This is a genomic window from Ruegeria sp. HKCCD7255 (assembly GCF_013031565.1).
GTDB lineage: Bacteria > Pseudomonadota > Alphaproteobacteria > Rhodobacterales > Rhodobacteraceae > Ruegeria.
Genome location: NZ_WQAG01000001.1, coordinates 1 through 13,593 on the forward strand (window position 1 = coordinate 1; position 13,593 = coordinate 13,593).

Consider the following 13,593-nt stretch of genomic DNA (forward strand, 5'->3'; position numbering starts at 1 on the left):
ACGAATTGAATCAGCGACTCATCAGTCGATCAAGGAAGAGTTTTTCAACGGAATAGGCTCGGAGCAGACGTTCACAGAATTTTTACTAATGACCCCTCTGCGGACGAAGCGGCCAATCGTATTGGATGCGGTAAAGAACCCTAAGCAGACCTTGACGGTGCGTTGTCGATGTTGAGGTCCAGCCGGCTGCTGGGGGCGCCATTGCATCGCACATCTTCGCAATTCGACACGCCCAATCCATGCTGTTCTAACACTTGCCAAAATAGTGCCCAGCACTGATCCGGAGCCAACTCGCCTGCGTAGTACCTAGAGATTGAAGCGATGCAGGAGTTTCTAATGTTCGAAGCAGATAAGTTCCGGCTGGACGGCCAAGTGGCCCTTGTGACCGGTGCCGGCGCGGGAATTGGCCGGGGCGTGGCCCGACTATTTGCCGGGGCTGGGGCCTCGGTGGTGGTGAGCGACCTGAAGGCGGAGACCGCGCAGGCGGTGGCCGACGAGATCACGAACGCGGGCGGCAAGGCCGTTGCACTGGCCTGCAACGTGACGGTCGAAGATGATCTGAAAGCGTCGGTGGACTTGGCCGTATCGGAGTTCGGCGGATTATCGATCCTTGTCAATAATGCGGGCGGGGGCGGGCCAAAGCCGTTTGACATGCCGATGGACGATTTCCGCTGGGCCTATGAATTGAACGTCTTCTCGCTGTTTCGCCTCACTCAACTGGCGGCGCCTCACATGGAAGCGGCAGGCGGCGGCGCGGTTCTAAACATATCTTCCATGGCGGGCGAGAACAAAAATCAGCGCATGGCATCTTACGGGTCATCCAAGGCTGCTGTGAATCACCTGACACGCAATGTCGCCTTCGACCTAGGTGCGATGGGTGTGCGGGTGAACGCCATTGCGCCAGGCGCCATCAAGACCGACGCGCTGGCATCGGTGCTGAACGACGACATCGAAAAGGCAATGCTGAAGCACACGCCGCTCGGACGGCTGGGCGAGCCAGACGACATTGCCTATGCCGCGCTGTTCCTCTGCGCGCCAGCGTCCGCGTGGATAAGCGGTCAGGTGCTCACTGTGTCCGGCGGCGGTGTGCAGGAACTCGATTGATATCCCAATACTTCAGACAGGAACAAACTGATGAGCTTTGACGCTTTTGCAGAATTTCGCATGGACGGTCACAACGTTCTGATCACCGGCGGCGCACAGAATATCGGCGCGGGAATTGCCAAGACGCTCTCGGGGGCGGGAGCAAAGGTGATGATTGCCGACCTGAACAGTGACATGGCTGCCGAAACCGCTGCCGCGATCGCCCGGGAAACCGGAAATGACTGTCGTGGCATGGCCTGCGACGTGACCGATCTGGATCAGATCAATGCGGTTGTATCCGCGACTGCCGACGCGTTTGGTGGCATCTCGACCTTGGTGAACAATGTCGGTTGGGGCGGTCGCCAGCCGGACCCTTCGGCAATTCCTGAAGAGGAGTTCATCAATTCTTACAAACTCAACACAATCAGTGCCTACCGTATGAGCATGGCCTGCTTGCCGTATCTGGAGAAGGCGGAGAACGGCTCGATCACCAACTCGGGCTCGTTTTCATCAGCCGTTCCGGCTTACGACATCCTGCCCTATGGCACGGCGAAGGCAGCCCTGAACCAGATGATGGTGTCGCTGGCTCACATGCTGAACAAACGGGTGCGGGTAAACTCCATCCTGATCGGAACGGTCATGACCGCCGGTTACGGCGACGCGGGCATTTCGCCCGAGATGCAGGAAAAACTCGCCCATCCCGACAATCTGACCGGGCGGCCCGGCCGCCCCGAAGATATCGCCAACGCGATGCTGTACCTGTGCTCGCCGGCAGCCGGTTGGGTCAGCGGCCAGACCATCAATGTTCATGGCGGCGGTGGCGTCGTGCGCTTGTTCGGAAGCTGAGGATCGGGCCGTGAAGCTACCCTTCTTGCGCGCCGTGCGCGCGTCAGCAATAGCGACATCGCTTGTGCTAGCTTCCTCCTGGGTTTCGGCGCAGGAGGCGGCACAGCTGGACACAGGCGCCCCTGTAACCAACGATCAGATTTTCATGATGATATTCGCGGACCAAGGCCGTTCGGTCGGGTTTCAGAGCATGATAATGGCTATCCAACTGGAAACGCTTAAGGCGCAGGTGGACCGGGATGCAGCCATCTTGGCCCGAAATCTGGAACTGTTTGACCGCAGCGCCATTTCCGAGCTTGAGTTGGAGATTTCGCAGCTTAAGGATGCTTGGAATCGGCTGCAGATGGTCGTGGCCGAGAAGAACCTGACCACGGTAGCGGCGCAGGTGGCGGCGTTGCAGTTGATTGGGGACCATTTCGCGGGCAAGTCGGTGCCGCTCGACGACCTCTATGCCGCCTATCTCAAAGGCTGGAACGCAGGCTGTGACAAGGGACCGGCAGAGGTGCGCGCGAACGAGGCCTGGATGGCGTATGCGGAAAAGGCGCTAATGCGGGCGCGCGAATTAAACAGCCGCGGAAACCTGTCTGATGCCACAGTGCTCCAGCGCGAGGCTGACCTGCGCATTGCCCGTTCCAACTATGAAAACCGGGACAGCCGCCTCGATCGCTGTCGCGAGATATTTTTCCCAAGCATTGAAGAGGTTGCGCGGCAGGGCCAGTGAGTCTGCCGGGTTTCGAACCTGCACAAACAAAGGAGCGGTGCAAGATGACCATGTCCAGCGAGATGCCGATGACGTCGGATCAAATTATGCGCGGGGCACTCCTGTCCGGGGTGATCAATGCGATAATCAACGGCTTTATTCAGTACTTTTTGCTGCGTGGGACGGCACCAATTCCACTCACGCTGGATTCGATCAGTGGCGGCAGTCATTCGGTTCTGGGCGGCGCGGTGTTGCTGGCAGTATCGATGGCGATGATCCTGACGGCCGTCACTCATTTCACGGTGAAAGGACCGAAGAAGCCATTTGTCCCGACCACCCTGAAGCTGGTGATAAAACATGGGCTTGTAACTTTCGGCACTGTGGTCGCAGTCGCAGTTTTGTGGCAATGGGTCTTCGGGACAGTGGAGGTCGGGCTGGCGTTTGCCGTGATCCTGCTAGGGTTTATCGCGGGTGTGGTCGCAGCGTCTGTGAACTACCTGACGATTGCCGAGATCACGGACAGCGGCTGTTCATGACGTAGTTTTCTAGAGCCCTTGCGGATGGACTGTAGTGCAAGTCGGGTGCCTTGCCGATTGTTCAAATCACGTACTTGACGGAGTTTTCAGGTAGTACCGAGAGCACGTTCAAGACGTGGTTTGGTATCGGCATCTAGCCGTCGCAGCGAAGGTCCGGTTTTCGCCCATCGCTCCAAATGATGCGGCATCAACCAAAGTCGAGCATGGGCTCTTCTGGACCTTCCGCCGCGTGCAGCACGAAGGACGCTTATCGGGAAGAACCGGCAATTCATCGGTTGGTAGTGTTGGTTGGTTGACGTTGTGTCGACGCAGGGAGCGGGAGGGACGGATGGAGGACGATCAATGTCCAATATTCTACTTCCCGCTATCAAACCGAAACGCACACCATGGAACAAAGGGCGCCTGATCGGTCAGAAACGCCCGCTTCTTGCCAAACAGGTCTGGGCCATCCGCGCCCGGCTGGAACTTGCGGGAAATCTCAGGGATCTGGCACTGTTCAATCTTGCAATCGACAGCAAGCTGCGAGGTTGTGACCTCGTTCGGTTGAAAGTCAACGATCTTGTAATTGGTGACCGGGTTCGTGAACGCGTGACAGTGATCCAGAGCAAGACTAGGCGACCCGTCCGGTTCGAGGTGTCGGAGAACTCCCGTGATTCTATCTGGAATTGGGTGTGTCGCCCGGAGATGCTGGGCTGCGGGTTCTTGTTTCCCAGCCGCTTCCACGACAGGCCGCATGTATCGACCCGGCAATATGCACGTCTGGTCCGGGACTGGGTGACCGCGATTGGTCTTGATCCGAGCGGTTATGGCACGCACTCGCTACGGCGCACCAAGGCGGCGCTGATCTACCGAAAGACGGGGAACCTGCGCGCTGTTCAGCTCCTGCTTGGCCATACCAAGGTGGACAGCACGGTGCGATACCTTGGTGTTGAGTTGGAAGACGCACTGAGAATTGCGGAACGGATCGATATATGAGGCTCACGCGGGCGGCAACCGCCGCTCGCCATTCCGTGCCTTCGATTGTCGTTTGTTTGACGATCTTCCACTGGACTTCCGGGCAAGAGTAAGCGTCACTGACGTCGACAAATAAATTTGAGTCTCCCGCCCGGAACGCCGGGCTTTGGTCAGTACGGGGCGCGCGAATGCCCGCAACCAAGAGGAGACCCGGATGACCTTTCAACCCATCGAAAACCTTACCTCCGATCCGGCCAAACACAAAGCGGCGAGACCGATTGCCAAGCCCAAGACTGAGACGCTGCGCAAACTCCCGGCGCGCAGCACCGGAGCAACAGTCGTGCAGATCCAAAAGCAGTTGGACTGGCAGCTGCATACGATACGCGCGGTAATCTCGTGGCTGCGGTCGTCAGGCGTACCTGTCGAAATTGACCGGTCGGGCAGGGTAGCCCGCTACCTTACCGTGCCCGGGGAAGGACGATGACGTTGACCGTGACCGCCCCCGATATCTGCCGACTGGCAGACGCCGACGCCGCAACGCTGCGCCGGCTCTGGCAGGAGACCAAGGGCACCGCGCCGCCCAAAACCTTTACCGCGCGCCTGATGCGGTTGTCGCTGGCATGGGACGCACAAGCTGTTTCGGCGGGAGGCGGGAGCGCCTTTGCACGCCGTGCCTGGAAGCGGGTCATTCAGGCCCGGACTGGCTCGCGTTTCCAAAAGAGCTGCAGGAGCGCCGTACCGGCAAGGGTCAACGACGGCACCCGCATCCTGAAGGCCTGGGGCGGGGACACTCATGAAGTGATGATCACAGCGGACGGTGGTGCGATCTGGAACGGCCAGAATTATTCCTCGCTGTCGGCGGTGGCGCGGGCGATGACCGGGACCAACCGCAACGGACCCAGGTTCTTCGGGTTGCGAGAGGTCGCAAAGCCGTGATCCGCCAACGCTGCGCCATCTACACCCGCAAGTCGACCGAAGAGGGCCTGGAGCAGGACTTCAACTCGCTGGATGCGCAACGTGAGGCCTGTGCCGCCTATATACTCAGCCAGAAGCACGAGGGCTGGGCAGAGCTCTCCGATCTCTATGACGATGGCGGGTTCTCCGGCGGATCTATGGACCGACCCGGATTCACAAAATTGCTCAACGATGTCGAGGCAGGCCGCATCGACGTCATCGTTGTCTACAAGGTTGACCGCCTGACCCGGTCGCTGGCGGACTTTGCTAAGATGGTCGATCTCTTTGACGAGGCAGGGGTGTCGTTCGTGTCGGTCACCCAAGCCTTCAATACAACCTCGTCTATGGGTCGCCTGACCCTTAACGTCCTATTGTCATTCGCCCAGTTCGAGCGTGAGGTGACGGCTGAGCGTATCCGGGACAAGGTTGCAGCTTCCAAACGTAAGGGAATGTGGATGGGGGGTGCGGTGCCAATGGGGTACGACGTCAACGATAAAGCGTTGATTGTTAATCCGGTTGAGGCCGAAGCGATCCGCACCATATTTGCTGAGTATTTGGCGGTTGGATCGGTACGCGAACTATCCGATAGGCTTGGCGCGCTTGGTATCGTAAGCAAACGCCGGACCGACCGGTACGGTCGGACTACTGGAGGTAAGTCCTTCTCTCGTGGCGCGCTCTACAACATCCTGCGCAACCCCGTCTACATCGGCAAGACTCGTCACAAGGATGAGCTCCATGATGGCTTACATGACGCCATCATAGACGATGCCGCCTGGCAGCAGGTGCAGGACCAACTTGCAGACCACGGTGGCAAGAAGATCAGAGCGTCCCGACGGTCGGCGAAGCGCCTGTTGGATGGGCTTCTCTACGATTCAAAAGGCCGCCCGATGCGCACGACCTACGCCATCAAGTCGAAGCGCTCGGGAGGAACAGAACAATCGCAGCGGTACTGGTATTACACATCCAAGCCAACCAGTTCAGACGACCAATGCCGTATTGAACGTTTTCCGGCCGGAGAAGTCGAGCGGCTGGTTCTGAGGGGGCTCAAGACCCGCCTGGACGATCAGTCATGGCTGACCCGGCAGATCAGATCGGCTGTCGATTTGGATCCTTCATCGATCACGGACATCCTTCGGTCAGCGGATGCTCTGAGCAACCAGATTGCCGATGAGAGTGAACACACTGATGCACATCACCTAAGCGGCTTGGTTGATCGTATTGATTTATCAAAGGAACAGTTTTGTGTTCGGTTGGATTTAGGTGCGATACAGCCAACTGAGAAAGCTGAACTAACAATCCATGTGGACTTCGAGATCCCGTTCCAAAAGCGACAGGCCGGACAGGCAAGGCCGATCATAATTGCGCCGCCGGATGCACCGCGGCCAGACCGAGACCTCATCAACCTCGTCGCTGATGCGATACGGTGGTCAGCTGAACTTCTTGACGGCACGTCCGGCACCATCCGCCAGATCGAAAACCGCGAAGGGCTCCGAAGTGGATCGGTCAGTCGCGCCCTGCCACTGGCCTGGCTAGCACCGGATATCTCAACTGCCATTCTCGAAGGCCGTCAGCCAGAACATCTCACAGCAAAGAAATTGCGTAGTCTTCCGGAGCTACCGCTTGACTGGTATGAACAGCGGAGGATTCTGGGCTTTCCGCATCAATAGAGCATCTGGGCTTGCCCCAAGACCTCAAGCGCGAATGCCCCACTGAGACTTCTGTCGAAATCGAGCCAAAATGGACCGGATCAGAGGCAATAAGTGAGGACTCGATCGTCACCGTCCATCGTAACTCACGGAAATATAGACACTATCCGGGAGGCGCGCGTATGCTAAGGTTTTGTGGAGACTAAGTGGTGGGCGACCCTGGAATCGAACCAGGCGTGCGTCTCCGCGAGGGAGTTACAGTCCCCTGCCACACCTTGCGGCCTGTCGCCCACTGTCAGGCGTTGCACCTGACGTGGAGGCGTGATTACAAGCGCGTCTAAGGAGCGTCAACAGGAAAATACGACCTTGGCGCAGAAACGTATTCCACGGCCCGGAGGCCCATGAAATGAAGAAACCCAAGTGGGTTGTCGCAAAGGAACAGGCGCGCAAGGCTGCCGCCTCGGAAACGGTTTGGCTGTTTGGCCTTCATGCGGTCCGTGACGCGCTGATGAACCCAAAACGGCACAAAGTCCGACTGATCGTGACCCTCAACGCAAAAGATAAGTTGGACGAAGCCATTGCGACAGCCGGGATCGAGGCGGAAATCGTTGATCCGCGAAAGTTCAACGCGCCACTTGATCCAAGCTCTGTGCACCAGGGTGCTGCGCTTGAAGTCAAACCTCTGGAATGGGGAGGTCTGGCGGAAAACTGCATTGGTCAGGAAAGACCGCGTGTGTTGATGCTGGACCGCGTCACCGACCCGCATAACGTGGGTGCAATTCTGCGTTCAGCCGAAGTGTTGGGCGCCAGTGCTGTGATAGGCACACGCCACCACTCGGCCCCAGAAACCGGCGCATTGGCAAAGACCGCCAGCGGTGCGTTGGAGCGGCAACCCTATCTCCGCGTTCGAAATCTTGCGGACGCCATTGTCGAGTTACAAAACATGGGCTTTGTGGTTCTTGGACTCGATGGCGAGGCGGAGGAGACAATTGAAACCGCCCTGCAAGGCCGGCTGGACAGACCGGTTGCACTGGTTCTGGGGGCCGAGGGGCCAGGGCTGCGGCAGAAAACCAAAGAAACGGTGGATCAATTGGTGAAAATTGATGCTGCAGGTGGGTTTGGATCGCTCAACGTCTCAAATGCTGCCGCAATTGCCCTATATGCATCACAACAAAGATGACAGGAGGCTAACATTTCAATTCCATCCAAAATTGCCACCTGCTGCTATTGCGGGACGCGCGCCGCATTGGTGCTGAAGGGCAAAGAGCAGCATGAACTCAGCTGTTCCAGTTGTGGCGCGCCCTTGCACAATCTCAAGATGGTGCCGAAAGAAAAGCTGAAGAAAAAACCCGAGAAGTTACAGAAATACGGTGGAAATCCGAACGTGAAGCGCAAGAAAAAGAAGAAAAGCATGTTTTCACGGTTCATCGATGAGGCCTGGGATATCGTCGAGGACGTGTTTGACTGACAGCCGGAAACATTGGTTCACATCCCTGTCAACAGGGTTTCTAATGGTGATATAAACATGCATGTTTAGGCCCTCAAACCGAAACACTGCTGAATCGCCCATGTTGACACGACGTTCATTTCTGACCGGCCTCTCTTGTTCTGTCTTCGTGACAGCTGCGCAAGCACGCACTGCGCCGTTGTATTTCTCCGCAGATGGTGCAGCCCTGACCGGGTATGACGCCGTGTCCTATTTCCAATTGGGCAGGCCGCAAATCGGCCGTGAGGACATTTCACTGAGGTGGAAAGAGGCAACCTGGCGTTTTGCATCGGTTGAAAACCGCGACCGTTTTGAGCGTAACCCACGCGCGTTTGCCCCGGCATTTGGCGGTTACTGCGCCTATGCCATGGTCACCGGTCAGCTAAGCGCCACAGACCCTCTGGCATGGCAGATCGTGGATGGAAGCCTGTATCTGACAAGCAGCCTTGAGATTGAAAAAGTCTGGCGGCAGAACACCAAGGTGAACATTATCAGAGCAGAGCGTTACTGGCCCAAGGTGCTCTACGGATAACCGTCCGATTCCACGTTTTTGTGAGCTGTCATCATAAAAAAGAGCGCCGCCTCTTTTTTTTTGAAAATCCATGCCTAAATGTCACAGTGACCGCGGAACGGAACTGCCGCGGGTCATTTCACTGTCCCTCGTTCCAACAACTGGCGCTCAGGTAAGACCTGGGCGCTTTTTTCTTTTGCAGACTATGACTAGGGTGCTGGCATGACAAACTACACCGACACGTACCTGAAAAGCATCCTGCAGCGGACCAAGACAGTTGCCGTCGTCGGCGTATCAATGAACCCGGTCCGGCCCGGCTATTACGTCGCGCGGTATTTGTCGCTGAAAGGCTATACGGTGATACCGGTCAACCCGGGCCATGCTGGCAAGGATCTGTTTGGCCAGACAGTGCGGGGCGCATTGGACGAGATTTCCGAGCCGGTGGACATGGTCGACATCTTCCGCAGGTCAGAAGCCGTGCCACCGATTGTCGATGCAGCGTTAGCGGCCTTTCCGGATCTGGCCACGATCTGGATGCAAATCGGCGTGGAACATGCCCAAGCTGCGGCCAAAGCCGAAGCCCAAGGTTTAGACGTGGTGATGAACCGCTGTCCCAAGATCGAATATCAACGCTTGTTCGGAGAACTGCGCATGGGCGGTTTTTCAACCGGGATCGTATCTTCTAAGCTTTAGTTGCCTCTAGTCGATAGCCTAGCAGCTTGATCTTGTCGGCGCTCTTCCAGCACGATCTCGCGCGGCACCCAGTCATAGCGCGTGTCGTTTTGCAAAGGGGCCCAAAACAAAACGCCGCCATAGCGCCAGGGATCCAGAACCACACCGTCTTGCATCGGTGCGCCGCGTCGGCTGATGATTGCTGTGCTGTGGTCAATCCTGAACCGGTTATCAGCGTTTGCGATGGCACGGTGCAGGTCCAGAGTTTGGAAGTTTTCCTGTGCCAGTCGACGTTCAATATCTTCAGCCCAGTGCCAGCACAGTCCGCGCGGACGCAGGCCCGCGTTGACCTTGGCGTTGTGGATCAAGGGCGGGTCTGTGATCTGATAGTCCTGCACCAGTTGCGCAGTATAGGAATAGGTAACCTGAGCGGCGCGTTGTGCCTCTTCCGGGTCGATATCGGGGCCGAGGCTTTGGATTTGGGTTGCAAGGCGCTGAACCTCATCGCCTGTCTGCGGTGGTGCCGAGGCGCAGGCGGCCAAAACGCCCAACGCAGCTGCAAACAGCAATGCTCTGATCATGCAGGTGTCCCAAATCCGAAGTCCAATAGCTTTGGAGTATATCGGGCTGGGCGCTTGGGTGGAAGTCAGGCTTACCCTTTGGGTCGCGCGGCCTTTTCCGCGATGCCGCTGGTGCCCTGACGGCGGGCCAACTCGGTCAGCACATCCTCGAGCGCCACATCACGCGCGGCCAGCATGACCAGCAGGTGATAGAGCACATCTGCCGCTTCAGCCGTCAACCTGGGTTTGTCGCCTTTGACAGCTTCGATGATTGCTTCAACAGCCTCTTCGCCAAATTTCTCGGCACATTTTTCGGGGCCTTTTGCCAACAGCTTGGCTGTCCAGCTGCTGTCGGGATCAGCGCTTTTGCGCGCTTCGATCGTTGCGGCGAGGTCTTGCAGAATGTTCATGTCAACCTCATCGGTATGCCGGCAGCGGCCATGTGCTCTTTGGCCTCGCGGATGGTGTATTCGCCGAAATGAAAGATCGAGGCCGCCAGCACGGCGCTGGCAGCGCCCTTGGTCACGCCTTCGACCAGGTGATCCAGATTTCCGACCCCTCCGCTGGCGATCACCGGCACGTCTACCGCGTCGCTGATCGCGCGGGTCAGGGGCAGGTTGAAGCCCGCTTTGGTGCCGTCACGATCCATCGAGGTCAACAGGATCTCACCGACGCCTTTGGCAACGACGGTTTTGGCGAAGTCCACCGCATCAATCCCGGTCGGTTTGCGCCCGCCATGAGTAAAAATCTCCCATTTGCCAGGGCTCACGGTTTTGGCGTCTATGGCACAAACGATGCATTGGCTGCCGAACTGATCTGCTGCGTCGGAGATCACGTCCGGGTTGGCCACTGCGGCAGAGTTGAAACTGACCTTGTCTGCCCCCGCCAACAGCAAGGCGCGCACGTCATCCTTGGTGCGAACACCGCCACCTACGGTCAGGGGGACAAAGCACTGTTCAGCCGTGCGCTGAACCACATCGAACATGGTGCCGCGATTTTCATGGGTGGCGTGAATGTCCAGGAAGCAGATCTCATCCGCCCCTGCTGCATCATAGGCCTTGGCCGATTCCACCGGGTCACCCGCATCTCGCAGGCCAACGAAGTTTACCCCTTTGACCACACGGCCATCAGCGACGTCCAGACAGGGTATGATACGGGTTTTCAGCATAGACTTTCCTTTGTTGCCCGCACCTCTACCGGCAAAGCCCTGCCGATGCCAGACTTGTGATTGTCACGCCTCTCAAACCTGTGAAAACTGGTCTTAAATTCAAAAGGAGATCAATGTTATGCGAAACTTCATTCTCACCACCACATTCCTATTGGCAGGAGCAGGGGCTGCAATGGCAGACGACATCATCAAAGTGGAAACAAACAAATCGGTGGCTGAAGCGTTGGACGCGCTCGAAGCCGCTGTGGGCAATGCGGGCGCGACCGTCTTTGCCCGCGTCGATCACGCCGCAGGGGCCGAGAAGGTTGGAACATCCATCCCGCCCAATCAGGTTTTGATCTTCGGCAACCCCGCTCTGGGTACACCGGCGATGCAGATCGACGCGCGGGCCGGTCTGTTCCTGCCGCTGAAGGTGCAGGCGTATGAGGACGCGAACGGGCAGGTCTGGTTGGCCTATGAAGACCCCAAGGAAACGATGGACGATCTTGACGATGTTGAAAACGCGCCGGTCATCGAAAAAATGCGCGGCGCTTTGGCAAAACTGACCGCCGCGGCTGCGCAATAACTCAACTCAGGGCGCGAATGGCCTCTGCCAGGTCAATCGCGCCGTCATAAAGGGCCCGACCAGAGATGGCGCCGTTCAAGGACACCCCGCAATCGCGCAATGCGATAAGGTCGTCCAGTGAACTGACGCCGCCCGAGGCAATCACCGGGATCGACACAGCACGGGCCAGATCTGCCGTCGCCTCGATATTCGGCCCCTGCATCGCACCATCGCGGTTGATGTCGGTATAGATGATGGCGGCCACACCGGCATCTTCGAAGCTGCGTGCCAGATCGGTGACCTGAACGTCAGTCTCTTCGGCCCAGCCCTTTGTCGCAACCATGCCGTTGCGCGCGTCGATGCCGACGGCGACCTTGCCGGGGAAAGCTTTGGCCGCTTCGCGCACCAGATCCGGGTTTTCGACGGCGACAGTGCCCAGAATCACGCGCGCGAGACCCTTTTCGACCCATGTTTCGATGGTGGCCATGTCTCGGATGCCACCGCCAAGCTGGGCCGGTACCTTGCATTCGCGCAGAATCGCCTCGACCGGGGCGGCATTCACAGGCTCGCCCGCAAAAGCTCCGTTCAAATCGACCAGATGCAACCACGCACAGCCTGCTTCGACAAAAGCACGGGCCTGTGCGGCAGGATCCTCATTGAAAACGGTGGCCTTGTCCATTTCACCGCGCAGCAGGCGAACGGCGTTACCGTCTTTCAGATCAATGGCGGGGTAGAGGATCATGTCGAGAGGCCCTATATCACTGTTACACGCGGGGCGTATGGCACAGGCAGGGCAGGGGATCAACGCGACGCTAAGTCAATCTTGCCGGATGGATCATCACCGGTAAGACTCGGGCACAAATAGGGAGAAAAAGATGAGAAAAGCAATTTTGACGGCAGGTTTTGCGGTGTTTGCAACGTCAGCACTTGCTGAGGATTCGGTTGACGGCCTTTGGAAGACTGAGCCAGGCGAAACCGGCGGATACTTGCACGTTTCGATTTCGGAATGTGGCAGTGCGATTTGTGGGACGATCGACAGCGCCTTCAGCGCCGACGGTAACCAGAATTTGGAATATGCGAACCTCGGCAAGCAAATCATCTGGGATATGGTGCCCGAAGGCGACGGCAGCTACGACAGCGGCAAGATCTGGGATCCGGAAAGTGACAAGACCTATAAGTCGAAAATGTCGCTGGACGGCCAGAATGAGCTGACCGTCAAAGGATGCGTTGCAGGCGGGCTTGTGTGTCGCGGCCAGACCTGGACCCGTATCGAGTAAGCCTCAGGGTGCCCAGGTCAGAAAATTTCCGATCATGCGCAGCCCGACATCCTGACTTTTCTCAGGGTGAAACTGCATCCCAACCATAGTGTCGCGGCCAATCACGGCCGTGACCTCCTGCCCGTAGTCCACATAGGCCAGACGTTGTGCCGGATCGGCCACCCGAAAGTGGTAGGAATGCACGAAATAGGCGTGATCGCCCGCGCTGACCCCGTCAAAGACCGGGTGGTCGCTTTCCAGAACCAGATCGTTCCACCCCATATGCGGCACTTTCAAAGCGCCGTCTGAAGGTTCGATCTTGACAACATCACCCGCAACCCATCCCAAACCTTCCGTGTCGGTGTATTCGTGGCCTGTGGTCGCCATCAGCTGCATCCCCACACAGATACCCAGGAAGGGGCGGCCTTTCTGCTCAACCGCTTCAACCATGGCCTGATAGATGCCCTTATGCCCGCGCAGCTCTGCCGCGCAGGCAGGGAAGGCACCGTCGCCGGGTAATACCAACCTGTCGGCGCGCGCGACAACATCCGCGTCCGAGGTCACAACAACTTCACCCGCATCCACCTCACGCGCCATGCGCTGAAACGCCTTTTCCGCCGAGTGCAGATTGCCCGATTCATAATCAATGATCGCAGTCAGCATAGCGCAGTTCCACT

Annotated in this window: 19 protein-coding genes and 1 tRNA gene; 14 read left to right on the plus strand and 6 right to left on the minus strand. The window is 57.8% G+C overall.

The features are described 5' to 3' along the window. Window positions 1-336 precede the first annotated feature (336 nt). The 8 genes from hdhA to GOX45_RS00040 all read left to right on the plus strand — a co-directional run bounded on the left by hdhA (window position 337) and on the right by GOX45_RS00040 (window position 6,740). Complete coding sequence (gene hdhA / locus GOX45_RS00005; protein ID WP_170437657.1) at window positions 337-1,104, plus strand: 7-alpha-hydroxysteroid dehydrogenase; 768 nt, start codon at window positions 337-339, stop codon at window positions 1,102-1,104. Window positions 1,105-1,134: 30 nt separating this feature from the next. Continuing rightward, on the plus strand, window positions 1,135-1,929 hold the full coding sequence (locus GOX45_RS00010; protein WP_170437659.1) for an SDR family oxidoreductase: 795 nt from the start codon (window positions 1,135-1,137) through the stop codon (window positions 1,927-1,929). Between the two features lie 10 nt (window positions 1,930-1,939). After that, window positions 1,940-2,650, plus strand: a complete 711-nt coding sequence (locus GOX45_RS00015) for a hypothetical protein (protein WP_171096798.1) — start codon at window positions 1,940-1,942, stop codon at window positions 2,648-2,650. Between the two features lie 44 nt (window positions 2,651-2,694). Next, window positions 2,695-3,165: a hypothetical protein gene (locus tag GOX45_RS00020; protein ID WP_216600299.1), complete on the plus strand. Its 471-nt coding sequence runs from the start codon at window positions 2,695-2,697 to the stop codon at window positions 3,163-3,165. A 342-nt stretch (window positions 3,166-3,507) separates the two neighbouring features. Further along, on the plus strand, window positions 3,508-4,140 hold the full coding sequence (locus GOX45_RS00025) for a tyrosine-type recombinase/integrase (RefSeq protein ID WP_171096799.1): 633 nt from the start codon (window positions 3,508-3,510) through the stop codon (window positions 4,138-4,140). A 193-nt stretch (window positions 4,141-4,333) separates the two neighbouring features. After that, window positions 4,334-4,603, plus strand: coding sequence for a DUF3489 domain-containing protein (locus GOX45_RS00030; protein ID WP_171096800.1), 270 nt, complete (start codon window positions 4,334-4,336; stop codon window positions 4,601-4,603). Further along, window positions 4,600-5,055, plus strand: coding sequence for a DUF2924 domain-containing protein (locus GOX45_RS00035; protein WP_171096801.1), 456 nt, complete (start codon window positions 4,600-4,602; stop codon window positions 5,053-5,055). Before GOX45_RS00030 ends, GOX45_RS00035 begins: the two co-directional genes overlap by 4 nt. After that, window positions 5,052-6,740 carry a recombinase family protein gene (locus tag GOX45_RS00040; protein ID WP_171096802.1) on the plus strand — a complete coding sequence of 563 codons (1,689 nt, stop codon included), beginning with the start codon at window positions 5,052-5,054 and terminating at the stop codon, window positions 6,738-6,740. The genes GOX45_RS00035 and GOX45_RS00040 overlap by 4 nt, the downstream gene beginning before the upstream one ends. Window positions 6,741-6,926: 186 nt before the next feature. Here GOX45_RS00040 and GOX45_RS00045 read toward each other — a convergent pair. Then, a tRNA-Tyr gene (locus GOX45_RS00045) sits at window positions 6,927-7,010 on the minus strand. Between the two features lie 115 nt (window positions 7,011-7,125). Between GOX45_RS00045 and rlmB the strand changes: the two genes are divergently transcribed. The 4 genes from rlmB (at window position 7,126) to GOX45_RS00065 (ending at window position 9,409) form a co-directional block, all read left to right on the plus strand. Next, the gene (gene rlmB / locus GOX45_RS00050; protein WP_171096803.1) at window positions 7,126-7,899 is read left to right on the plus strand and encodes a 23S rRNA (guanosine(2251)-2'-O)-methyltransferase RlmB; all 774 of its coding nucleotides are present in this window, start codon (window positions 7,126-7,128) and stop codon (window positions 7,897-7,899) included. Window positions 7,900-7,911: 12 nt separating this feature from the next. Beyond that, window positions 7,912-8,187, plus strand: coding sequence for a hypothetical protein (locus GOX45_RS00055; RefSeq protein WP_371731816.1), 276 nt, complete (start codon window positions 7,912-7,914; stop codon window positions 8,185-8,187). Between the two features lie 148 nt (window positions 8,188-8,335). Continuing rightward, window positions 8,336-8,737 (plus strand): YHS domain-containing (seleno)protein, encoded by a 402-nt coding sequence (locus GOX45_RS00060; protein ID WP_371808926.1) that lies wholly within the window; start codon window positions 8,336-8,338, stop codon window positions 8,735-8,737. Between the two features lie 201 nt (window positions 8,738-8,938). Further along, window positions 8,939-9,409 carry a CoA-binding protein gene (locus GOX45_RS00065; RefSeq protein ID WP_171096805.1) on the plus strand — a complete coding sequence of 157 codons (471 nt, stop codon included), beginning with the start codon at window positions 8,939-8,941 and terminating at the stop codon, window positions 9,407-9,409. Here GOX45_RS00065 and GOX45_RS00070 read toward each other — a convergent pair. From GOX45_RS00070 to hisF, 3 genes are all read right to left on the minus strand, one after another. Continuing rightward, the gene (locus GOX45_RS00070; RefSeq protein WP_171096806.1) at window positions 9,406-9,969 is read right to left on the minus strand and encodes a hypothetical protein; all 564 of its coding nucleotides are present in this window, start codon (window positions 9,967-9,969) and stop codon (window positions 9,406-9,408) included. The two genes, GOX45_RS00065 and GOX45_RS00070, sit on opposite strands and share 4 nt — an antisense overlap. Window positions 9,970-10,040: 71 nt before the next feature. Beyond that, a complete protein-coding gene (locus GOX45_RS00075; protein WP_171096807.1) occupies window positions 10,041-10,358 on the minus strand; it encodes a phosphoribosyl-ATP diphosphatase in 318 nt (105 codons plus the stop codon). Next, the gene (gene hisF, locus GOX45_RS00080) at window positions 10,355-11,116 is read right to left on the minus strand and encodes an imidazole glycerol phosphate synthase subunit HisF (protein ID WP_171096808.1); all 762 of its coding nucleotides are present in this window, start codon (window positions 11,114-11,116) and stop codon (window positions 10,355-10,357) included. The genes GOX45_RS00075 and hisF overlap by 4 nt, the downstream gene beginning before the upstream one ends. 118 nt (window positions 11,117-11,234) lie before the next feature. Between hisF and GOX45_RS00085 the strand changes: the two genes are divergently transcribed. Continuing rightward, a complete protein-coding gene (locus GOX45_RS00085) occupies window positions 11,235-11,681 on the plus strand; it encodes a DUF302 domain-containing protein (RefSeq protein ID WP_371808927.1) in 447 nt (148 codons plus the stop codon). Window position 11,682: 1 nt separating this feature from the next. On the opposite strand, the gene hisA is transcribed toward GOX45_RS00085, so the two are convergent. After that, window positions 11,683-12,402: a 1-(5-phosphoribosyl)-5-[(5-phosphoribosylamino)methylideneamino]imidazole-4-carboxamide isomerase gene (gene hisA / locus GOX45_RS00090; RefSeq protein ID WP_171096809.1), complete on the minus strand. Its 720-nt coding sequence runs from the start codon at window positions 12,400-12,402 to the stop codon at window positions 11,683-11,685. 133 nt (window positions 12,403-12,535) lie between these two features. Here hisA and GOX45_RS00095 point away from each other — a divergent pair, with 133 nt between their 5' ends. Continuing rightward, window positions 12,536-12,937, plus strand: a complete 402-nt coding sequence (locus GOX45_RS00095) for a DUF2147 domain-containing protein (protein WP_171096810.1) — start codon at window positions 12,536-12,538, stop codon at window positions 12,935-12,937. A gap of 3 nt (window positions 12,938-12,940) precedes the next feature. Here the strand turns inward: GOX45_RS00095 and hisH are convergent, their stop codons facing one another. Next, entirely contained in the window at window positions 12,941-13,579 is a 639-nt protein-coding gene (gene hisH / locus GOX45_RS00100; protein WP_171096811.1) for an imidazole glycerol phosphate synthase subunit HisH, read from the minus strand. Between the last annotated feature and the right edge of the window lie 14 nt (window positions 13,580-13,593).